Source organism: Pseudoalteromonas sp. NC201 (genome assembly GCF_002850255.1).
GTDB lineage: Bacteria > Pseudomonadota > Gammaproteobacteria > Enterobacterales > Alteromonadaceae > Pseudoalteromonas.
In genome coordinates, this window is the sequence record NZ_CP022522.1 from 3,608,657 (window position 1) to 3,629,039 (window position 20,383).

Sequence of the window (20,383 nt, forward strand, 5' to 3'; positions counted from 1 at the left end):
AAGTGACCCCTTAAAGTTGGACATTTCTATTATGCGGCTTCCAACGCCTGATTTCGGTATTCTACCGGAATCAGGCCTTTTAATTTGACCTTAATCCGATCGTTATTGTAATAATCAATATATTCATCAATACATGCCATAAGTTGCTCGGCACTGTCAAAGTGGTAACCATGGTACATTTCTGATTTTAAAAGCGTGAAGAAATTTGCAGCCACTGTATTATCAAAACAATTTCATTTTCTCAATACACTCCGATTAATTTTTATTTTTCAAAATTTTATGACAACCATGGTGCTGGTATTGCCACCCTTGTTCGCTATGTAGAACCAAGGATCATACTTGACTTAATTCACTCATCGCTTTATCTAGCATCTCAGTCACGAGATGCAATTTAGGTGTGGTCGCGACAGTATGGCTAACAATTTCTTGATTAAATAAATCGATAATAGGAGATAAATACATTTTTTCACCTGCCACTTTACATTCTGTCACATCGGTCATCCACTTTTCATTTGGTTTAGTCCATGTGAAGTTTCGATTCATGATATTTGGTGCAATACGTCCAACTAATCCTTTATATGAACGATATTTCTCCGGCCTTACAGTCGATTTTAACCCTAGTTTTGCCATTAAACACTGAACCATTTTATGATTAAGTAGATACCTTCTTTACGCAAAACATAATGAATACGCCAACAACCATACCGAGCATTTAAAGTCTGCGGAATTTTCATAATCAGAGGTAAAATGAAGATGAACCATGGATTATATAAACAGAAGTCCAATACCTAATCAGTCTAAAACTGATAGAAAACTCTTGATTCGATGATTCACCATCAAGACAACGCTGTGCGATGCACAGCTTTAATTCTCTGATGTATGTAGACATAAAATAACCCCCAATGTTGGTGTCCAACTACTGGGGGTCAGTTCAAACTGCTAGATTTTTTCTAAAGCGTGTAGTGCTTAAGAGATGATGTTTATTACATCATGCCGCCCATACCACCCATTCCGCCCATGCCGCCCATATCTGGAGCAGCAGCTTCTTCTTTCGGAATCTCAGCAACCATTGCTTCAGTAGTGATCATTAGACCGGCAACTGATGCTGCAAATTGTAGTGCAGAACGCGTTACTTTAGTTGGGTCTAGGATACCCATTTCGATCATGTCGCTGTATTCGCCAGTTGCAGCGTTGTAACCGTAGTTACCTTCGCCAGCTTTAACTGCGTTAACCACAACTGATGCTTCGTCACCTGCGTTTGAAACGATTTGACGAAGTGGTGCTTCCATCGCACGAAGTGCCACTTTAATACCGAGGTTTTGGTCTTCGTTGTCACCAGTTAGCGATTCAAGCTTGCTCGCAACGCGAACTAGCGCAACACCACCACCAGGTACTACACCTTCTTCAACCGCTGCGCGAGTTGCGTGTAGTGCATCTTCTACGCGGTCTTTTTTCTCTTTCATTTCAACTTCAGTTGCTGCGCCAACTTTGATTACTGCAACACCGCCTGCAAGTTTTGCCATGCGCTCTTGTAGTTTCTCTTTGTCGTAGTCAGAAGTTGCTTCTTCGATTTGTGCTTTGATTTGAGATACGCGACCATCGATTGCTTCTTGCTCGCCTGCACCGTCGATGATAGTTGTGTCGTCTTTAGTGATAACCACGCGCTTAGCTGTACCTAGGTCTTCAACCGTAGCTTTCTCAAGCTCAAGGCCAATTTCTTCAGAGATAACTGTACCACCAGTTAGTGTCGCGATATCTTGTAGCATTGCTTTACGACGGTCACCAAAGCCTGGCGCTTTAACCGCTGCCACTTTCACGATACCACGCATGTTGTTTACAACCAGAGTTGCCAGCGCTTCACCTTCAAGGTCTTCAGCAATGATTAGTAGCGGCTTGCTTGTTTTAGCAACAGCTTCAAGTGTAGGTAGAAGCTCACGAATGTTTGAGATCTTCTTGTCTACTAGAAGAATATGTGGGTTATCTAGCTCAACTTGGCCTTTTTCAGCGTTGTTGATGAAGTACGGAGAAAGGTAACCGCGGTCAAACTGCATACCTTCAACTACATCTAGTTCGTTCTGTAGTGATTGGCCTTCTTCTACAGTGATAACACCAGACTCGCGACCTACTTTTTCCATTGCTTCTGCAATGATGTCACCAATCTCTTTGTCAGAGTTAGCTGAAATCGTACCAACCTGTGCAATCGCTTTTGCGTCTGAACAAGGTACTGAAAGCGTTTTTAACTCTTCAACAGCAGCGATAACTGCTTTGTCGATACCACGCTTAAGGTCCATTGGGTTCATGCCCGCAGCAACTGACTTAAGGCCTTCATTCACGATAGCTTGCGCAAGAACAGTTGCAGTGGTAGTACCGTCACCCGCTGCGTCATTAGCTTTAGACGCAACTTCTTTAACCATTTGTGCGCCCATGTTCTCGAACTTATCTTCAAGCTCGATCTCTTTCGCAACAGATACACCGTCTTTAGTGATAGTTGGTGCGCCGAATGACTTTTCTAAAACAACGTTACGGCCTTTAGGACCTAGTGTTACTTTTACTGCGTCTGCTAATACATTTACGCCTTTTAGCATTTTTGTACGAGCGTCACCTGCAAAACGAACTTCTTTAGCTGCCATGTTATAAATTCCTCTTAAATTCTGTTGTCGATTAAACTAAAAAGTATTAATTATTCTACGATGCCTAAGATGTTATCTTCGCGCATGATCAGGTACTCTTGACCTTCGATCTTTTCAGTTTTTTCGATGTAAGAGCCGAACAACACTGTGTCGCCAGCTTTTACTTGTAGTGCTTTAGTTTCACCATTGTCCAACACGCGGCCGTTGCCTACTGCAACTACTTCACCACGTGAAGACTTTTCAGCTGCAGAACCAGTTAACACAATGCCGCCAGCTGACTTTGTTTCTTCTTCAAGACGCTTAACAATGACGCGATCATGTAAAGGACGAATGTTCATTTATATAGTTCTCCTAACAGTTTCTGAACAATGACAGAAATAATGCTTTTTTAAGGCGCTGTTACATCCACAGGTTGTGGTTAACACACGCAATTTTAATTGCTTTCATTTATGGGGATGGGCAAATTAAAACCCAAGAGAAAAAACCAAAAAAATTTAGTCTTTTCTTTCGTATTCACCTTCAATCGTTGTTGAAGAATTTCTACCCGATTGATTTTTAAATGGATCTCTAATTTCTTCCTGCTGATCCGCACGCTCGTCGCGTGATTGATTAGCAAACGGTGACTGACCTGAATGCATGCCTGTTTGCACTCTTACGGTGGCATGGGCTAAAAGCGACTGCGCCAGCTTTTTTCTAACGGCTGGGGTTAACAGTAAAAAACCTAATACATCGGTCATGATCCCAGGCGTCATCAATAGCACACCGGCAATGATCACACACAAACCAGTAAATAAATCTTGTGCAGGCAATTGCCCACGAGACATCTGTTGCTGTACGTTGACATAAGCGCCAAGACCCTGCTGTTTAACCAGTCTTGCCCCTAAAATGGCGGTACCAATTACAAGCGCAATGGTAGCAAAACCGCCTATCACCTCGCTGACTTGGATCAGCAAAGCAATTTCAATAATCGGAATAGCGATAAATAAAATAAATAAGAATCTAAACATACTTTCTCCAAATCTACGAAAGATAAATATGGGTGCTAAGGTCTTAATTCAAGCGATACAAGTAAGACGCTTTAGAAAAGAGGAGCTATCCGCTAAGATGCCATTACTAACCCTAAAATGGAAATGGCAATGGGCGTAAGATATAAACTCGTCTTATCTACATGCGATTCGGTTGCAGAAGCGCGTAAGATTGCAACGCAACTTGTAACGCAAAAACTTGCAGCTTGTGTGAACCTAATCCCAGCAGTGGAATCTATTTATGTTTGGGAAGGTCAGGTTGAACATGCACAAGAAACCAAGCTGTTAATCAAGACAAAATCCGAAAAACTAGAGCAAGTGATGGCCGCTATTCGCGACTTACACAGTTATGATGTCCCAGAAATTCAAGTCGTGGACGTCACCAGTGGCAACTTAGCTTATTTCAAATGGATGGACGAGGTATTATTGTAATGCGACTCTTAGTAGTTCTTTTCTCATTGCTGATGTGGTTTCCCGCGCAAGCAAACAATGCGGTGCTAGACAGCTTACTGGCTCCTAAACAACAGACTTTTTTACCAGTAAAAGAAGCATTCAAGTTCGATTTTGACCAGCAAGGCAACACCTTGTTTGTGGGTTGGGACATCGCCGACGGCTATTACTTATATAAGAAGAATCTTCAAATTATCGCCAAACAAGCCGACATCCAAGTGCCAGAGCTTGAACAAGGCAAGATGGTTGAAGATGAGTTTTTTGGTCGCACTGAAGTCTACTTTAATAACTTATCTGTTATCTCTAGGCTCAGTAATATCGAGCAAGGTGCAATCGTAAAAATACGCTATCAGGGCTGCGCAGAAGCTGGGCTTTGCTACCCGCCAGAAATTGTTGAAGTGCCGTTAAGCACGATTGCGGGAGAAAAGCCAAAAACCACATCAACCAAAGCTCCTGAAACAAAAGCAGCAGAGACAAAAGCAGAAGTTCAAAGCGACATCGCGCCTGTGGATAACGATAATTTGTCTTTCACTGAGCAGTTAATGCAGCGCAGCTTAGTTGCGAATATTTTGACTTTCTTTGGCCTTGGTATTGGCCTTGCGTTTACCCCTTGTGTATTCCCGATGTTCCCGATTTTGTCGAGCCTCATCGCCGGTCAACAAGGCCTTTCGACTAAAAAAGCCTTCAGTTTGTCTTTTGTTTATGTGCAAGGTATGGCGGTCACTTACGCTGCGCTTGGGTTAGTCGTTGCGTATTTCGGTGGCCAAATTCAAGGCTACTTGCAGCATCCCGCGGTACTTATCAGCTTTAGTATATTGTTCGTCGCACTCGCGCTATCTATGTTTGGGGTTTACGAAATTCGTTTACCTAGCGGCATGATGGATAAACTCACTCAGCTCAGTAACAAGCAAAAAGGCGGCAATTACTGGGGCGTATTCATTATGGGTGTACTATCAGGACTTATTGCATCGCCCTGCACCACGGCTCCACTTTCCGGCGCGCTATTATTTGTCGCGCAAAGTGGTGATTATGTGGTGGGCGCGGTAACCCTATATGCACTTAGCTTGGGCATGGGCCTACCGCTATTACTGCTAGGTACCTCAGGTGGAAAATTACTACCAAAAGCAGGTGGCTGGATGGATCAGGTCAAAACGCTATTTGGTTTTGTGATGCTCTTCGTACCGCTTATCCTTTTAGAGCGCATACTCGATGCGACAGTGATTGTCTCACTTGCCGGTGGCCTCGCCGTAGCAACAGCACTCTACTTGCATTATTGGCAAAGCCAATTACAGGCAGGAAAAGGTAAAACCACATTGTGGGGCTTTGCGATCACCCTGTTTATTGTTGGCTTATACGCATTAAAAACAAGCTTGTTTCCTGCACCTACAGCTGTTGTAAGTACTGCATCGACTCAAGCAGAGGCCGTTACCGGAGAGCAGAAGTTTAAGCTACTACCTGACTTAGCCGCGCTTAAAGTCGCCGTTACTGAGGCCAATGCCAAGGGCAAAGTGCCTATCGTTGATTTATACGCAGAGTGGTGTGTTGCGTGTAAAGAGTTTGAAAAATACACTTTCCCGAAACCTGAAGTACAAGCACAGTTTAAAGATTATGAGCTATTAAAGCTCGACTTGACCAAAGCCAATGACAACACCCAAGAGATCATGGAAGCATTCACGGTGTTTGGTTTGCCGACTATTTTAATCTTTGATAGCCAAGGTAATGAGATGCCAGCACACCGCATCACAGGCTTCTTAGATGCAAAAGACTTTGCTGCCCACCTAGAAAAGGCCAAGCAGGACGCAAAGTAACCATTTTAGGGGCAAGCTTGTTTGCCCCTCTCCCCTTCTGATTAGACCAGTATTTTGCTGCTATTTACCTCGAACTCTCTATAATACTCCACGAAATGGAGAAATATTTGCTATTTGCTGGAATTCGGCTTAAGTTAACAAGCCATACAGTCTAAATTTTTGGCTAATGCTTTAGTTAAAGGAAGTTCGCGTAATATGTCTGCAAAATTAAAGATTTTATTAGTAAACGGCCCTAATTTAAATATGCTAGGTCGCCGTGAGCCGCACAAGTACGGCACGCAAACTCTCAACGAAATTGTTGACGCATTAACTGAATATGCAGAAGCACAGCAAGTCAGCTTGTCACACATTCAAAGTAATAGTGAAGCGCAGCTAATCGAGGCTATTCACGCTCAATATGAACAATGCGATGCGATTATCATTAATCCTGCCGCATTTACCCATACGAGCATTGCCCTTCGAGACGCTTTACTCAGTGTGGACATCCCTTTTTATGAAGTACACATCACCAATGTGTACGCCAGAGAGCCATTTCGTCACAAGTCTTATTTTTCTGATGTGGCGGAAGGCGTGATATGTGGATTAGGCGCGTTGGGCTATCGTGCTGCATTTGATGCAGCGTTAGCGCAATTGCGAAAACAAAATAACTCAAATTAACTAACAGGCGGGTCATTGTATGGATATTCGCAAGATCAAAAAACTTATCGAGCTAGTAGAAGAATCAGGTATTGCAGAGCTAGAAATCACTGAAGGTGAAGAGTCAGTACGTATCAATCGCCACAGCAGTGCACCAGTTTATGCGCAACCTCAACAATACATGGCAGCTCCAGCGGCACCTGCACCAGCAGCACCTGCGGCGGCTCCTGCAGTAGAAGCAGCACCAGCAGAAAGCAGCGCACCTGCGGGTCACCAAGTTAAGTCTCCTATGGTTGGTACTTTCTACACAGCTTCTTCTCCAACAGCAGCGGCATACGTTGAAGTAGGTTCAAAAGTAAATGTTGGCGACACACTTTGTATCGTTGAAGCCATGAAGATGATGAACCAGATCGAATCAGACAAAGCTGGTGTAGTGAAAGCAATCCTAGTTGAAAACGGTGAGCCAGTAGAATTCGACCAACCGCTATTCATTATCGAATAATTACGCAGAAGGTCAACGTTATGTTAGATAAAGTAGTCATTGCAAACCGAGGTGAAATTGCACTTCGCGTATTGCGTGCCTGCAAGGAGCTAGGTATTAAGACGGTTGCTGTGCACTCAACAGCTGACCGCGACCTAAAACACGTTCTTCTTGCAGATGAAACCATTTGTATCGGAAAACCTGCGGCAAGCGAAAGCTACCTTGATATTCCTCGTATTATCGCAGCGGCAGAAGTCACTGACGCGGTTGCTATTCACCCAGGTTACGGTTTCCTTTCTGAAAATGCTGACTTTGCAGACCAAGTTGAGCAAAGTGGCTTTATCTTTATCGGTCCAAAGGGCGACACTATTCGCCTAATGGGTGATAAAGTATCAGCAATTGAAGCGATGAGAAAAGCAGGCGTACCTTGCGTGCCAGGTTCTGATGGTCCATTGACAGATGACAACGACCGCAATACGCAGATCGCTAAGCGTATCGGCTACCCAGTTATCATCAAAGCGGCTGGCGGCGGCGGTGGTCGTGGTATGCGTGTCGTTCGCAACGAAAAAGAACTTGCAAACTCTATCGCCTTAACACAACAAGAAGCGAAGCAGTTCTTCGGTAACGGCATGGTTTACATGGAAAAATTCCTAGAAAACCCACGCCATATCGAAGTTCAAGTACTCGCTGACGGTCAAGGCAATGCAATCCACCTAGGTGAGCGCGACTGTTCAATGCAGCGTCGTCACCAAAAAGTAGTGGAAGAAGCTCCTGCACCAGGGATCACAGCAGAAATGCGTAAATACATTGGTGATCGCTGTACTCGTGCATGTATCGAGATTGGTTATCGCGGTGCAGGTACGTTTGAATTCTTATACGAAAACGGCGAGTTCTACTTCATTGAAATGAACACTCGTATTCAGGTTGAGCACCCAGTAACAGAAATGGTCACTGGCGTAGACTTAATCAAAGAGCAACTTAAGATTGCTGCTGGTCAACCGCTTTCTATCACACAAGAAGACGTGGTGATCCGTGGTCACGCAATCGAGTGCCGTATTAACGCAGAAGACCCAGAGAGCTTTATCCCTTCACCGGGTAAAATTACACGCTTCCACCCAGCAGGTGGCCTTGGGATCCGTTGGGACAGCCATATTTACGCTGATTACACAGTACCGCCACATTACGACTCGATGATCGGTAAGTTAATCACTTATGGTGAGAACCGTGATGTTGCGATCGCTCGTGCTAAAAACGCACTAAATGAGCTAGTAATTGACGGGATTAAAACCAATACCCCGCTTCACAAGAAGATCTTGTCAGACGAGAACTTCCAAAACGGTGGCACAAATATCCACTACCTAGAGAAAAAACTAGGCATGCACCAATAACCTAATTCGTTCTCCTAAAAGAGGCCGGCCAATTGCCGGCTTCTTTTATCTCTGCCCTACTTCCAGCGAACGTTACTGCTTGCTCATCTTGTGTTTACAGCAAAAATCCAACCCGAATTCTAAGTAACTCTATTTTTTTACACTGCAAAACCAGACCAGTACTTACCTCACCATTTTAATGATCCGCACAACGCAACACCCTAACCGCTACAACATTGGCTTAATATTGAGCGATCAATCCATTCGCCCCGACTTTTTCACGTTTTAATAGTGACAAGCCTGTTAAAAATTTTTATACTGCCTGCGCTTTCAGTGATTTACCTTTAAACCACAAAGCAAAATTGCCCTATAGCTCAGTTGGGTAAACTTTCAAAGAAAGTTTACGTCGAGGAAGCAAAGGGATATTAGCGCAGCGACCCTGAGCGTTGAATCCGAGACCGGAACCAAGCTTCATGGACGAATATAACGCGCAAAAATACAAAATGGCCCTATAGCTCAGTTGGGCGAATCAAGACCGAAGCAGCGCTTCGCAGCTTGATGAGGTGGAGGCAGGACGCCGACAGGATATTGCTTCATGGATGAATTTAATGAGCACTTACAATACAAAATGGCCCTATAGCTCAGTTGGTTAGAGCGCACGACTCATAATCGTTAGGTCCCTGGTTCGAGTCCAGGTGGGGCCACCATTTTTACAAGCTTCCCAAGTAAACACCTACTAACAGCAATTACCTTGTGCTACCTCTGTGCTACTCTAAGCATTAGAGTTTTACTTTGATTTACCATCGTTTAGGTATGTATAATGCCCAATTATGTTTATTAATCCTCTGTATCTATTTTTAGTTAGTGTCCATACTTAGCTCTAAAGATAACAACTCAAGATCAAAAAAAATTAAGGCTTAGCTATTATGAAACGGCTTTTGGAATCAGATATAAAATCCTTAACCATCAAAGAACTAATAAAACGTAAGCTTTTAAATAAAGACTCTCTGATCATGAGTGAATTAGTAGTTGGCAACTTTTTAAGAAGAGTTGATTTAGCATTTACGTATCAAAATCGCTTGATAGCCATAGAGATAAAAAGCGAAGCAGATTCGCTCTATCGGCTCTCTGGTCAGTTGGATACGTACCTTCAATACTTTGATAAGGTTATAGTTGTAGCTGATTCAAAGTTTATCCCCAAGCTTATATCTGAATCGCCAGCTAATATAGGCCTTTGGGAGTTAGAAAAAAATACAATCAAAGTAAGACGTAAAGGCCGCTTTCAACAAAACGTTTCAAAAGAAAATTTATTAGATTTTCTTGATGTTGTAGATTTGCTAAAGCTTACATCAAACTTGAATTTCAAAGTTGATAGAAATAGAGCTGATCTGGAACAAGCTGCAAAAAAACTTTCAAAAGCTGTAATCAAGAGCGCGGCTTTGAAAGCTCTTCAAAGGAAGTTTAGGGAACCAACAAGTCGTTTCTTAACACAAACATGTTCTGATGAAATTAAGACAGAAGACTTAAAGTTATTAAGCAGATTTCAAGAGCAAAAAAGTTTTGCAGAAGAAAGTAGAAAACAAAACTTTGATTTCTGGAACAATCTAGATAACTACCTAGTTAGCTTGAAAAGCTTCGCTGAAAGTGTATAACTAAAGTTATTAGTCAACCCAGTCATCATCAGTATCTTGAATTTCAGTAATGTTGTCATAATAAAGCTGGGTGTGTAGATGCTTATTTATTCTCACTGCGGTTGCCTTTTGAGCTGAGTCTATTCCGTAATCATCCCCCTTTGCTGTTAATTCAATTAGGTAGTTTGAATATAAAGCTAGGGATTCTTCCCAGTAATCTTGTAACATGATATCTGAAGCAATTTGAGTATAAAGTTGTTTTTTTTGCTTTTTCTTTGTATTTTTCTCTTCTTCTGAATTTGCATTATTCAGATTTGATGGCAGCTCTCGTCTAATAAAATGCCACTCATTGCGGCATGCATAATCAATTCTAGGTGGAGGAGTACCCGCGCCTCCCGATTGTTTTTCAGCTCTTGCACTCCCTCTATCCGAATAAATAAGCTCTGGCAGCTGTAGTCTGACTCTATCAAATAAGGCCCTCTCATGTATGGAGTTACAGCCTTTATAGTACCCACCAAATGAATCAGGAAATGAAGTTGATGATAATGATAGCTTCGCATTAGGTAGTAGGTTGTTAATTGTTAGTAGTAGGTCTGTAATTGTGCCATGAGTATCAACAGCGTCTCGTGTTATTTGTTCTAGGTCTAATATTATAAGTATATTTTCTGTGCCGATAAGGTACGGTGTTATCCTTTCTAGTACAGCTAATTGAATGTCAACTTGTTTGAGTCTTAAAACAACTCCTCTGTTTAAACTAACGAGATTATTAAGTTGTTGTTGGAACTCTGATAAGTCTTGCAGCTGTAAACATGGAATTAAATATTTTTCTTTTTGGATAAATTCATACCAGTTTCTATACCCGTTTCTAGAGTCCATTAAAGTCAAAATTTCTTGATGTACTTCTCTAAGTTTCGATTGGTCTCTGGTTTTTAGGTCTGCGTGATCTATATCCGCAATCCAAAAATTTTCTTTACCAAGAGAATTCCTAACACGCTCCAAAGAACTACTAAGTTTATTTGCAGTAGCCCAAGATTTAATAGGAAATAATGGTAAGATGAGTTGCTTGTCTTTAGCTGGTAGCTCTTTTAAAGCCGTTGTTTCAGCTGGACTAATTGATAAAATTGGGCAGTATTTATAATCAAACTCGTTAGTGAACATCTTAAAATCCTTTTTTTCCTAATCGAATTTCCATAGCGGGTATAGAAAGTTTCGATAAATTAGCCAAGTACTCAACACGCTCTTCAAAGCGAAGGTTACTCGATAGTGGCTCTGAATCAATTAATGAAAACGGCATTACTATATCAGCTGCTAGTCTATTTGCCTCAGCTTCTAATGAGTTAGATAAAGATGATCGGAAGAGCATTGTATCAACGATTCCATCTCCAATTTTGTCACGATGTAGCAAAAAGTGAGCTATCTCATGGGCAAGTGTAAACCTTTGCCTTTCTTCAGAGTCATGCCTATTTATTTTTACAATGACCTCCCCATTAGTCTCTTTAATCTCACCTGAAATACCAGGGCTTAGAGTTGATCTTTTTACTTGAATCCCAAAAGCTTTCGCTATTGAGCCAACTTTGACAGGGAAAGAGTCATGATGTTGAGATATTATATCTTTTTGTTCTTTTGATAGCCGAAACCATTCACTACAAACTTTCATTATTTCTCATCCTCCGAAGGGTCAGTTGGGAAGTCATTTTCAGACAGAATATTACGGTATATGGACTTTTCTACAGCTTTAAAAATAACACTATCAAACTCTCCATTTTCAAGTTTTGTAGAGACGACGTTTTTTGATTTCTCGATCGCACTTTCAACGGCTCCCGCCTTTATATTACGATATCCCCAAAAAGCTAATATCGCTAATGTAAAGCTCAAACCTGTAATTATTAAACTTGCAGCTCCAAGCATCCAGCCAGTCCAATCATTGTGCTTCCCATTGACTTTAACAAGGTTTGAAATATCTTTTAGTTCTCTTAGCTCAATTTTAAGCCTTGTTACCTCATCTTTTAAATTGTTTAAGCTCTCTTGGCTATATTTAGGAGTTTGTTCTTGTACAGATTTCAACTTTTCTTGGTTAAATTTTAAAGATTCATATTTAACTTCAACCAGCGCTATTTGACTGCTTAGTACATCTATTTTCATATTTAGATTAGGTAAGCTTTTTGAGTTTGATTCAGAAGCTACATTTTCTGTTATTTGATTAGAAGTAATTTCCTTAGCTTTTAGAGCCTGTTGACTAGTTACTAAAAAAATTAAAGCAAAGAGTATAAATCTCATAATGAATCCATTCTATAAAATTAATTTTGATAGTAACTTACTTTAAACTTTACAACCACTATATCAATAGTCGTACCTATTCGAAGAGGTAGGGACGACTCGCAGAGTAGCCCCACTCTAGGCTATAGCTCATGATGCCTTGAACTCGATCACCCGACCGCAAAATCAAAAGGCCGGAAGAGGAAAAGGTATCCACTGGGCAAGTTAGCTACTTGCAATCAGCAATCTATGTGTTAACTTAAATACGAACCTGCTCACAACGAGCAAATAAGATAACGGGCGCCCCCCAACAGCCCTCAGCACATCAAGAGGGGCTACATCCGTAGCTGTCAGGCTCGACCCACATTAATAGTAACCAAAATCACTTAACCTGTGCCTTGAATCAACGACTCAGCGCCGCTTTGCTTGTTTACTTTAGATCACTAAACGAAAACCCAATAGTAATCACAGCTCGAGCAACAACACACTTTATGAACATACCGTAACCATCTTTGGAGTCTGCATACATCAATCCACATCATAAGACACTGAAACCTAGTAACCAAAGCGTCAGATGACTCAAACCCCTACCCACTTGAACTCCATTCATCTAACGCTGGCTAAACTCTAAGTATTTATATCCACATCACGCACCACCCCAAATAGCAGTTGCAGTAATTAGATAGTTGCCAAAACCAGAAAAATCAAAAAGTTGCATGAAGTTACATTTACCTTATATTGAGACTGAATAAAAAATAAACACAACTGTAAAGGAAAGACTATGGTTACATTCAACACTCGACTGCTTGCGATGGCATTGGCTTGTAGTTCCACTTCTGTTTTGGCTACACAGGTATTTTATGATCAGGATGGTGCGGGAGATCATTCACAGTATCAGGGCGCACCTGTTGATTTTATCTCAGCTCGTGCAGGCACAACTGAGTACTTTAATGCGCTCACGGGCGGCTTAGCGGCGGATGAGTGCCATCAATTTGAAGTGGTTAATACACAAACCGGCGATTTGATTGCTCCTCTCACATTCAACGCGCCCTTTATTTCTGGCCCACTGCCTGCGGAGCATAAGCTGACAGAAAAGTCGGTTAAACTCAGCTGCGCGTTACCCTCAGGTGAAGAGGCGGTTGTTTATCACAAGATACCCAAGGCTCCCGCTGTTGTATGGCACAGTGAAATCACAGTGGCTGATTGGCAAACGCCGAGCAATGGCCCTGGGTATTTTGCGGATGTTCAATATACCGGCTTGATTAATATTAATAACAACTCGCACGAAGGCCAGTGCCGTAAAACCAACTACGTCAGTGGTAACCCAGTATTTTTCAATGAAAGACATCAAGGTGGATTTTATAGTGATGTCTTGAATGTTGTGGGTGAGGCTAAATACAGTGGTTTTTATAAAGTGCTGGTGACAGAATTAATTTGTAAAAACTCGGGTGGTACGACTCGCCTTGTCGAAACTTGGCATATTAACCAAAATTCACAATCCCGCGAGCTTTCTTCCGAGCTATTTTAAACACAAAAATAGTGCAGCCTAGCTGCACTTACTTTAATGAGACTTAGCTCACACAAATTCCGTATTTGGGCAAAATATCATCAATAACACAGAGGCGATGCTTTTTGGCTGCATCGTGAAAATACTTCCAGTTAGAAGTTAAGAATTCACTGCGAAATGAATAGCTATCGTCGTCACCTTTAGCACGGGTTGTTCCTAGCGCTTGGTGTTTCCACGACCCCTCACCTTTGGCAATGTAAGTTAGGGTATAACTTCCAAGCCCAAATCGGTTAGCTTCGATGGCATCAAGCCACAGTTGATGACGTTCTTCACCATCATCCATATCAAATTCAGCAAAGCACTGCGCTATTTCTTGCTTTAATGACTCACTCAAGCCACTTGTAGCCTCACCTCGATAGTCTTGATAGACCTTGCAAAGCTCATCGGCTGCGATTAGAAAATCGCTTGGATTATCTCGCACTACTTTTTCGCCCAATCCGTTGAAGTAACTCCACTGCTGATGAGGCTGATCAGGGTGAGAAAGCGCCTGCCCATGTCCTAAACTTGGAATATCATCTTGAAAAACATCAGAAAAGTATTCGCTTATTCGCTCGCGCCAAGTCTCTTCTGCTTCACCATTCAAGTCCGTTATTTCAGTCACTTCATTGACTTCATGCTGTATGCCAGCAAATCCCTGGTGGCCCCAAGTATCAATAAAGACATGAGAGGTGATACCAAGGCGGTGCAGTCCATAAGGCCTATGCTTATCTGCAATACACTCAGCGACCATATCTTTTGCTACATGGGAATGTGGCTTACACACTAGCTTTTGAATAAAGGTGCCCGACGGATTTTGCCCAGCAGGTAAACCGCCATTACCCGGTAAGAAATGAAAAGGTACCCACACTTTCATGTTCTTTAAGCTGTCTAGGTTTTTATAATCGAGCATCTTATGGGCAGTTGCGATGCGCTCGTAAGCAGCACCGTTATCAAACTTGATGTGACCATAGTTTGTTGCATCATCAACGTATTGTGCCGCGTGAGCAATAATTTCAGCCTCTTGGTCAGTGAATCCCGCTGCGCGTGCGACCACCCACGTCATGCCATGATGTAAATCAATTTGCATTTTTCGTTGTCCTTCTCTTTTCCTTTATCGCCACAGTGTAGTCCGTGACACTGAAAATGTAACTATTCCTTACTTTGATTTAGCTGCATTAGGTGTTTGTGGCTCTTGGCTTTGTGGATCCGTAGCATTTGGGTTAACCGAAGCAGGCAAAGCAGATGTGCTGCCCTCCGTATTTAAAATCAATGGTAGACCATCTTTACCACTGCCTATTACCACCACTTTTGCGTTATTAGATTTCGCCAATTCTATGGTTGCTTCTATGCCGCGCCATCTTAGATAAGTTTCAGAGATCCCACCACTCACCGTTTCTTGAAAGTCGGCTATCCCCTGAGCCTCCACTTTCTTTCGCTCAGCCTCTTTTTCAGCAACATCTAAACGCATTTTATATTCTTGATATAGGTGCATTTGATTCACCTTCGCAACAATCGCACTATGCACGCCTTCAGGAATATCAACCTGACGAATAAGCATATCGTCTAAATTAACCAAATTGTGCCCTTGCATTTCGCTTTTTTCTTGTTTGAGTATCGACTTCTCTTGTAGCTGAACTTCTCTCAACACAGTGCTTAACAGTTGATCTTGGATCTTTAATCGCTGATTAGCATAGACCTCTTCAGCGGTATAATCAGAAACAATCATACGAACCGCTGATGCAACTTCAGGGATCACAATTTCATCAAGATAGTCTGTCCCGACTAACTTGTGTAGGTAAGGAATATGTTCCACAACAGGACGGTATCGCACTGTTATTTCCATTTTGATCCTGAGCCCCTCGGAGGTAATGGCGTGGATCTCTGTGGTCGCAGTTTGAAATCGACTCGAATAAATCGTCAACGTATCCCAGGGATAAACCAGCACCGTACCCTCATAAAATGGATGTTCTACAAACGTACCACCGCCAAGGCGCTTCCACAGCACCCCAACTTGACCTGAGTCGACTTTAATAAAAATAACTTTGACCAATGCAACGGCAATAAACAGTAGAATAAGTAACGTCACACCTGCGCGAAAACGCCAAGACAAAATACGCTTATGCCACTTGGGCTTGTAACGCTTTAACACCCGCATGAGCAAATTAGATAGGATCAGTGCCAGTATTAAGCCGCCGGCGACGAGTAAGGCAAAATCCCCTGAAATATTAATGTTCATGATGGTACTCCATTACTTTCACTGTCGAGGTGTGCTAACAACTGACCTTCCTCCATTTTTAAGTGCACATCGGCCAAATGGAAATAGGCGTCGTCATGGGTGATAGCAATAATGGTGTTACCACGCGCTTTTAAACGAGGTAACACTTGTTCGTAGAATTTTCGTCTAAAGATAGGATCTTGATCTGCCGCCCACTCATCAAAGATGTAAATGGGACGATTTTCTAAAATGGTACTCAAAAGCGCTAAGCGCTTGCGCTGACCTGATGATAAATCTATGGTGCTAAACGCCCCATTTTGAATACCCACTTTGGCGCGCATCTCTAAAAAGTCCAACCATTCGTCGATTTCTTCAGTACTCAAATCACGAATACCATAGAGCTGCTGGAACAAATGAAAATCCGCAAAAACGGCTGTGAATAGGCTTCGATAAGCAAGGCGATTATCTTCCGTAACCGCTTTGCCATTCAAAAGGATTTGTCCGCTCTGTAATTCATAAAGGCCAGTCAACATCCGTATAAACGTTGTTTTACCGCTACCATTACCACCGGTAATAAAAGTGGTTTTCCCTTGTTCAAAGGTGATATCCACCGGCCCCACAGCAAACGGACGATCGCTCGATTTTTTCTGATGTTGATAAAACGCCCCCGCTAAGGTGATGGCATTGAATGAGGTTAGGCTTTCACTCGGTTCAGGTCGTTTAACCTCTTGCTCATCTTGGACATTTTTTAAATCGCGCTCCAATGCTAAGACGTTTTGCGCCGCCTCTGTTGCGGTGGTGAAAACGGGGATCCCACCAACAATACTGGTAATAGGGCCGATTAAAAATAGCGATGCGGTGGTAACTTTAATGACCACATCGGTATACACGTCAGAGAGCATAGGGACGATAAACACCATAGCGCCTGTCGCTGCGAAAAAGGTGATTTGCGACAGAATAAAGTCGGTCGCAAACAAGGTTTGGGTTTTGGTTTTTGCACGCCTTGCACGATTCGAATCGCGACGATATTCATGTTCTAAATCTTCCGCTCTTGGCTCACTGAGCTTTACTTCTTTAAAGCCATCGAGCAAGTCAGATAAGCGTTGAATAAGCTGGTTTTCGCTTTCAAAAGAAATGCGCATGTTGCGCTGGATTTCATTGGCGCGTAAACGGTGAATACTGGCTCCGACCAAAATCAGTGTCGAGATAACCATAAAAGCCACAAAAGAGTGCCAAGCAATATAAAGAGATGTAAAAAACACCAAACTGATGGATTGACCAATGATCACAAACAGCTGCGCCGACTGAGATATGGTCTGTAGTTCTTTGCTGATGGTATTAAAGATCCGCTCTTTACCAATTTTCTCTAGCGTTGACAGCTCGGTATGACGAATGCTTTCAAACAGATCGACTCTCAATTTATCTATAGCACGCTCCACCATTTGCGCGGCTTTAGTCATCAATCTTTGCTGAGTGAAACCATATATTGCAATCGTCAGTGTAAATAGCACCAAGTAGTAAAGAATATGATTTTCTTTATTAATATCAGAGATATTGGCAGCTACGTTGTTGATAAGCGCAAGCACCAACGCGTTGGCCAAACCAGAAATACACCCCAGTGCAATAAAGGTCCTTTTCTTTATCTGAATATGTCGGCGAATTAATTCGTACAATACCATTGTTATTATCTTTTATTGTTATTGGGCTACCGCCCGCGCATGCTACTTAGCATAGTCCCTAAAAATCAAAACTGCCTGTTGGATTTAAATAAATATTGCATTAAAACATTAAGTTATATTTATAAATCGCCCAGTTTTACCGGCAATGTAAGATCTCATTCCTCGTCATTCACCTCTGTGGGCTTGCGCTTTTGCCCAACTAGTAAAATGATCAAGCCAACAATAGGCGTAAACATCAACGAAATTAAAAAGAAGCCCACAGGTCCGGCAAAGGTGTTTCGTCCCCAATAACCAGTTAAAATGCATAACACTAAATATAAAGCGATAAGCATAATTTTCTCCAAGTTGTTGATAAATTCGGTGCGAAGAATAAACCAGCAGTTGCCTGCCGGTTTATGTCAGCCAGTATCGGTTATACTGTGGCTTTTTCCGCTGTAGCTGTTGCGTCCGCATTCCCTTTATTTGCACGATACTTAGCTGCGATGTCTGCGATATCCCCTTTCATACTTGCTAGATTCAGGTCTATCAGCGTGCCGCCATTTTCAAAGTGTCGAACAAAAGTTGCGCCTACTGCGTGTGTTGATGCCGCAGACACAACTGGCATAAATGCGATTGCGCTTAACGTGCCAAGTACAGGAACCGCCTTCAAAAAGCTGCTTAGTCCCGCGCCCCCTAAGGTTTGTGGAAAAGAGCCGCCGATCAATGCGCTTACTGTGCCACGCAGCTTGTTGTCACCATATGATTGACCATAGACTTTTGCTACTTCGCCTATCATCTTCATTTGGATCCCTGTCAACGCCACTAAATCAACCGCAGGAACGGGAATAAACCCAGAGCCAAACGACCATTTTGTGTATTTGTCGACAATCAGCTGAGCAACGGCTGCTCTGTCTTCATCAGCAACAAGTTGTGATTCCTGTTGTTCTGGAGCATCGCTCGCCTTGTCATCCTTCGCTGTTTTTGTCACTGCCATAATTCATCCTCTATGATTTATTTAAACAGTTGTCGAACTCATCAAGCACCATGTTGGCACTTGCCCTAGTACCCAAAATCAAACAAGTTGCACTTATTCAACTCTGAGCTTTACCGCCTTCATCCATGATGAAGAAGTAAACCTAAGAACAACCAAGGATTTGCACAGTGTCACAAATACAACTGGCGAAACGTTGCCACCTACTGCAGGCGTTCTATTAATTTGTTTAACCGAGCGCGAAAGCTCGGTATTTTTCCCTACCGCGTTATGCCTGATTCAAATCTTGCTGGCATTGCTCGGTACGGTGTTTATCACTATAGAAGATAATGTTGCGGATCTCCTTGGCGATACAATCTGACTCAATCCCCTCTTTCACATAGTTGCTAAACACCATGATGCTTTGATCTCGTTCCAGTAAACGGGTGAAACTGGTCACCCATGAATAGGGGTAACTACCAGAGTACTGTAAAAATTTTTCATACATTCTAAGATTTGCATCGGCTGGGTTTTCGGGGCAATTTGCCACTTTGCCGTACTGGTTTGGGTCGACATAAGTCACAAACCAACCATAGCCATAGTATTCACACTCGTCGCTGCTACCAGTGTTAGAGTAGGGAGCAAAGGCCGCTAGTTTCTGGGTATCGTTTAAGATTTGAGTGCCATACAAGCCTTGATCCCACTTATGCATGTCTTCCACTGTGGAATACAAATCTCCAGCGGAATACAGTACCAAAGGGTTGCTATATGGATTCACTAAAATGTCTTCGTAAGGTGCAGGTCCACCTGTAGCTGGTGGACGACCATTGGCAAGGGGTAAGTATTGGTTTTGATTATAGATATAGCCTGTGGTCATATTTGAATAGACACCAATCGCACTGTAAGAGCCGCTGTCCGTCATGCTAAGCGGGTTTAGAATTTGCTCTTGAACGATATTAGCAAACCAATACTCACGACCGATATTGCCTTGTTTGCCAGCCGCTAGCTGCTCGATGATATTACCGATGAGATAATAGTTACAGTTGCTATATTCATACTTGCTACCCGGGGTAAATGACGGTGAGCCACTTTGCCCCGCTTCGGCACCACAAGTGCAAAAGCGATTACTAAAATCTTCCGGACCGTTAAGATCTAGACTCGAGTTATATAAATAAGGCCGCCAACCGTAGTTATCGTATACGGCTTCGTTGTCGCTGTAGTTATTGATCCCAGACGACATGGTAAGCAAATGATGTAGCGAAACATCCGCACATTGGTTATCTGGGTACCAAGGCAAGTGATCGCCAATGGTTTCCTGCCGTAAGTCCTTACCATCTAACATCTTCATTAAAATAGCAGCCGAAAACGCTTTGGTATTGGAGCCAATGCGATACTTGGACTTAACGCTGTTATCTACATCATATTGCATGTTCTGTGGTCCGCAGTTGGACTGGTACACCACCTTATCAACCGAGGTGATATAAACCGTGCCAAAGAATAGGTTGGCATCGCAATATTCCTTCACCACCGCCGCTATCATTTCTAATTGATTAGGCATAATGGTGTGATTATCTGCGACGCTCTTTTTCTGCAAACAAGAAGCCAGTGCTAAGGTGATGCAAAATAGCATCATCATTCTTAGCCGTAGTTGTATTAGCCATTTCATTTTTTCATTCCTTACATTGCCAACCACGTAACCACTAACAAATG

General features: G+C 42.5%; 21 protein-coding genes and 1 tRNA gene. 8 read left to right on the forward strand and 14 right to left on the reverse strand.

Going from position 1 to position 20,383, the window contains the following annotated elements:
• Positions 1–29: 29 nt before the first annotated feature.
• The 5 genes from PNC201_RS15850 to PNC201_RS15870 all read right to left on the reverse strand — a co-directional run bounded on the left by PNC201_RS15850 (position 30) and on the right by PNC201_RS15870 (position 3,637).
• Positions 30–215, reverse strand: coding sequence for an integrase core domain-containing protein (locus PNC201_RS15850; protein WP_102057594.1), 186 nt, complete (start codon positions 213–215; stop codon positions 30–32).
• Positions 216–333: 118 nt separating this feature from the next.
• Positions 334–630 carry a DDE-type integrase/transposase/recombinase gene (locus PNC201_RS15855; protein WP_086003758.1) on the reverse strand — a complete coding sequence of 99 codons (297 nt, stop codon included), beginning with the start codon at positions 628–630 and terminating at the stop codon, positions 334–336.
• 353 nt (positions 631–983) lie between these two features.
• Positions 984–2,630 (reverse strand): chaperonin GroEL, encoded by a 1,647-nt coding sequence (gene groL / locus PNC201_RS15860; protein WP_095728380.1) that lies wholly within the window; start codon positions 2,628–2,630, stop codon positions 984–986.
• Positions 2,631–2,680: 50 nt separating this feature from the next.
• Entirely contained in the window at positions 2,681–2,968 is a 288-nt protein-coding gene (locus tag PNC201_RS15865; RefSeq protein ID WP_010368755.1) for a co-chaperone GroES, read from the reverse strand.
• 156 nt (positions 2,969–3,124) lie between these two features.
• Positions 3,125–3,637: an FxsA family protein gene (locus PNC201_RS15870; protein ID WP_017217203.1), complete on the reverse strand. Its 513-nt coding sequence runs from the start codon at positions 3,635–3,637 to the stop codon at positions 3,125–3,127.
• A gap of 129 nt (positions 3,638–3,766) precedes the next feature.
• On the opposite strand from PNC201_RS15870, the gene cutA reads away from it, so the two are divergent.
• The 7 genes from cutA (at position 3,767) to PNC201_RS15905 (ending at position 10,049) form a co-directional block, all read left to right on the forward strand.
• On the forward strand, positions 3,767–4,087 hold the full coding sequence (gene cutA / locus PNC201_RS15875; RefSeq protein WP_039494127.1) for a divalent-cation tolerance protein CutA: 321 nt from the start codon (positions 3,767–3,769) through the stop codon (positions 4,085–4,087).
• Positions 4,087–5,913 (forward strand): protein-disulfide reductase DsbD, encoded by a 1,827-nt coding sequence (locus PNC201_RS15880; RefSeq protein WP_102057595.1) that lies wholly within the window; start codon positions 4,087–4,089, stop codon positions 5,911–5,913. The genes cutA and PNC201_RS15880 overlap by 1 nt, the downstream gene beginning before the upstream one ends.
• 195 nt (positions 5,914–6,108) lie before the next feature.
• Positions 6,109–6,570 (forward strand): type II 3-dehydroquinate dehydratase, encoded by a 462-nt coding sequence (gene aroQ / locus PNC201_RS15885; protein WP_010368763.1) that lies wholly within the window; start codon positions 6,109–6,111, stop codon positions 6,568–6,570.
• 19 nt (positions 6,571–6,589) lie between these two features.
• Positions 6,590–7,051 (forward strand): acetyl-CoA carboxylase biotin carboxyl carrier protein, encoded by a 462-nt coding sequence (accB, locus tag PNC201_RS15890; protein ID WP_010368765.1) that lies wholly within the window; start codon positions 6,590–6,592, stop codon positions 7,049–7,051.
• 20 nt (positions 7,052–7,071) lie between these two features.
• Complete coding sequence (gene accC, locus PNC201_RS15895; RefSeq protein ID WP_045987969.1) at positions 7,072–8,418, forward strand: acetyl-CoA carboxylase biotin carboxylase subunit; 1,347 nt, start codon at positions 7,072–7,074, stop codon at positions 8,416–8,418.
• A gap of 609 nt (positions 8,419–9,027) precedes the next feature.
• Positions 9,028–9,104 (forward strand) — tRNA-Ile (locus PNC201_RS15900).
• 219 nt (positions 9,105–9,323) lie between these two features.
• Positions 9,324–10,049, forward strand: a complete 726-nt coding sequence (locus PNC201_RS15905; protein WP_102057596.1) for a sce7726 family protein — start codon at positions 9,324–9,326, stop codon at positions 10,047–10,049.
• 9 nt (positions 10,050–10,058) lie between these two features.
• Here PNC201_RS15905 and PNC201_RS15910 read toward each other — a convergent pair whose 3' ends face one another.
• From PNC201_RS15910 to PNC201_RS15920, 3 genes are read right to left on the reverse strand one after another with little or no spacing between them, the layout of a single operon-like run.
• Positions 10,059–11,186: a beta family protein gene (locus PNC201_RS15910; protein WP_102057597.1), complete on the reverse strand. Its 1,128-nt coding sequence runs from the start codon at positions 11,184–11,186 to the stop codon at positions 10,059–10,061.
• A gap of 1 nt (position 11,187) precedes the next feature.
• Positions 11,188–11,685: an ImmA/IrrE family metallo-endopeptidase gene (locus tag PNC201_RS15915; RefSeq protein WP_102057598.1), complete on the reverse strand. Its 498-nt coding sequence runs from the start codon at positions 11,683–11,685 to the stop codon at positions 11,188–11,190.
• On the reverse strand, positions 11,685–12,305 hold the full coding sequence (locus PNC201_RS15920; RefSeq protein WP_102057599.1) for a hypothetical protein: 621 nt from the start codon (positions 12,303–12,305) through the stop codon (positions 11,685–11,687). The genes PNC201_RS15915 and PNC201_RS15920 overlap by 1 nt, the downstream gene beginning before the upstream one ends.
• 760 nt (positions 12,306–13,065) lie before the next feature.
• Between PNC201_RS15920 and PNC201_RS15925 the strand changes: the two genes are divergently transcribed.
• The gene (locus tag PNC201_RS15925; protein ID WP_102057600.1) at positions 13,066–13,812 is read left to right on the forward strand and encodes a hypothetical protein; all 747 of its coding nucleotides are present in this window, start codon (positions 13,066–13,068) and stop codon (positions 13,810–13,812) included.
• Between the two features lie 43 nt (positions 13,813–13,855).
• On the opposite strand, the gene PNC201_RS15930 is transcribed toward PNC201_RS15925, so the two are convergent.
• The 6 genes from PNC201_RS15930 to PNC201_RS15950 all read right to left on the reverse strand — a co-directional run bounded on the left by PNC201_RS15930 (position 13,856) and on the right by PNC201_RS15950 (position 20,339).
• Positions 13,856–14,917: a DUF6765 family protein gene (locus tag PNC201_RS15930; protein WP_102057601.1), complete on the reverse strand. Its 1,062-nt coding sequence runs from the start codon at positions 14,915–14,917 to the stop codon at positions 13,856–13,858.
• Between the two features lie 69 nt (positions 14,918–14,986).
• Positions 14,987–16,066, reverse strand: a complete 1,080-nt coding sequence (locus tag PNC201_RS15935) for a prohibitin family protein (RefSeq protein ID WP_102057602.1) — start codon at positions 16,064–16,066, stop codon at positions 14,987–14,989.
• On the reverse strand, positions 16,063–17,724 hold the full coding sequence (locus PNC201_RS15940; protein WP_102057603.1) for a cyclic peptide export ABC transporter: 1,662 nt from the start codon (positions 17,722–17,724) through the stop codon (positions 16,063–16,065). The genes PNC201_RS15935 and PNC201_RS15940 overlap by 4 nt, the downstream gene beginning before the upstream one ends.
• A gap of 155 nt (positions 17,725–17,879) precedes the next feature.
• Positions 17,880–18,056 carry a hypothetical protein gene (locus PNC201_RS23410; RefSeq protein WP_017217212.1) on the reverse strand — a complete coding sequence of 59 codons (177 nt, stop codon included), beginning with the start codon at positions 18,054–18,056 and terminating at the stop codon, positions 17,880–17,882.
• An 80-nt stretch (positions 18,057–18,136) separates the two neighbouring features.
• A complete protein-coding gene (locus PNC201_RS15945; protein ID WP_010607109.1) occupies positions 18,137–18,697 on the reverse strand; it encodes a YcjF family protein in 561 nt (186 codons plus the stop codon).
• 265 nt (positions 18,698–18,962) lie between these two features.
• The gene (locus PNC201_RS15950) at positions 18,963–20,339 is read right to left on the reverse strand and encodes a serine hydrolase domain-containing protein (RefSeq protein ID WP_102057604.1); all 1,377 of its coding nucleotides are present in this window, start codon (positions 20,337–20,339) and stop codon (positions 18,963–18,965) included.
• Positions 20,340–20,383 lie beyond the last annotated feature (44 nt).

What these genes read in the sequence shown, in the direction of transcription:
- PNC201_RS15855 (WP_086003758.1), bottom strand. Translation starts at nt 630, where the DNA reads ATGGCAAAACTAGGGTTAAAATCGACTGTAAGGCCGGAGAAATATCGT.
- groL (WP_095728380.1), bottom strand. Translation starts at nt 2,630, where the DNA reads ATGGCAGCTAAAGAAGTTCGTTTTGCAGGTGACGCTCGTACAAAAATG.
- PNC201_RS15865 (WP_010368755.1), bottom strand. Translation starts at nt 2,968, where the DNA reads ATGAACATTCGTCCTTTACATGATCGCGTCATTGTTAAGCGTCTTGAA.
- PNC201_RS15870 (WP_017217203.1), bottom strand. Translation starts at nt 3,637, where the DNA reads ATGTTTAGATTCTTATTTATTTTATTTATCGCTATTCCGATTATTGAA.
- cutA (WP_039494127.1), top strand. Translation starts at nt 3,767, where the DNA reads ATGGGCGTAAGATATAAACTCGTCTTATCTACATGCGATTCGGTTGCA.
- PNC201_RS15880 (WP_102057595.1), top strand. Translation starts at nt 4,087, where the DNA reads ATGCGACTCTTAGTAGTTCTTTTCTCATTGCTGATGTGGTTTCCCGCG.
- aroQ (WP_010368763.1), top strand. Translation starts at nt 6,109, where the DNA reads ATGTCTGCAAAATTAAAGATTTTATTAGTAAACGGCCCTAATTTAAAT.
- accB (WP_010368765.1), top strand. Translation starts at nt 6,590, where the DNA reads ATGGATATTCGCAAGATCAAAAAACTTATCGAGCTAGTAGAAGAATCA.
- accC (WP_045987969.1), top strand. Translation starts at nt 7,072, where the DNA reads ATGTTAGATAAAGTAGTCATTGCAAACCGAGGTGAAATTGCACTTCGC.
- PNC201_RS15905 (WP_102057596.1), top strand. Translation starts at nt 9,324, where the DNA reads ATGAAACGGCTTTTGGAATCAGATATAAAATCCTTAACCATCAAAGAA.
- PNC201_RS15910 (WP_102057597.1), bottom strand. Translation starts at nt 11,186, where the DNA reads ATGTTCACTAACGAGTTTGATTATAAATACTGCCCAATTTTATCAATT.
- PNC201_RS15915 (WP_102057598.1), bottom strand. Translation starts at nt 11,685, where the DNA reads ATGAAAGTTTGTAGTGAATGGTTTCGGCTATCAAAAGAACAAAAAGAT.
- PNC201_RS15920 (WP_102057599.1), bottom strand. Translation starts at nt 12,305, where the DNA reads ATGAGATTTATACTCTTTGCTTTAATTTTTTTAGTAACTAGTCAACAG.
- PNC201_RS15925 (WP_102057600.1), top strand. Translation starts at nt 13,066, where the DNA reads ATGGTTACATTCAACACTCGACTGCTTGCGATGGCATTGGCTTGTAGT.
- PNC201_RS15930 (WP_102057601.1), bottom strand. Translation starts at nt 14,917, where the DNA reads ATGCAAATTGATTTACATCATGGCATGACGTGGGTGGTCGCACGCGCA.
- PNC201_RS15935 (WP_102057602.1), bottom strand. Translation starts at nt 16,066, where the DNA reads ATGAACATTAATATTTCAGGGGATTTTGCCTTACTCGTCGCCGGCGGC.
- PNC201_RS15940 (WP_102057603.1), bottom strand. Translation starts at nt 17,724, where the DNA reads ATGGTATTGTACGAATTAATTCGCCGACATATTCAGATAAAGAAAAGG.
- PNC201_RS23410 (WP_017217212.1), bottom strand. Translation starts at nt 18,056, where the DNA reads ATGCTTATCGCTTTATATTTAGTGTTATGCATTTTAACTGGTTATTGG.
- PNC201_RS15945 (WP_010607109.1), bottom strand. Translation starts at nt 18,697, where the DNA reads ATGGCAGTGACAAAAACAGCGAAGGATGACAAGGCGAGCGATGCTCCA.
- PNC201_RS15950 (WP_102057604.1), bottom strand. Translation starts at nt 20,339, where the DNA reads ATGAAATGGCTAATACAACTACGGCTAAGAATGATGATGCTATTTTGC.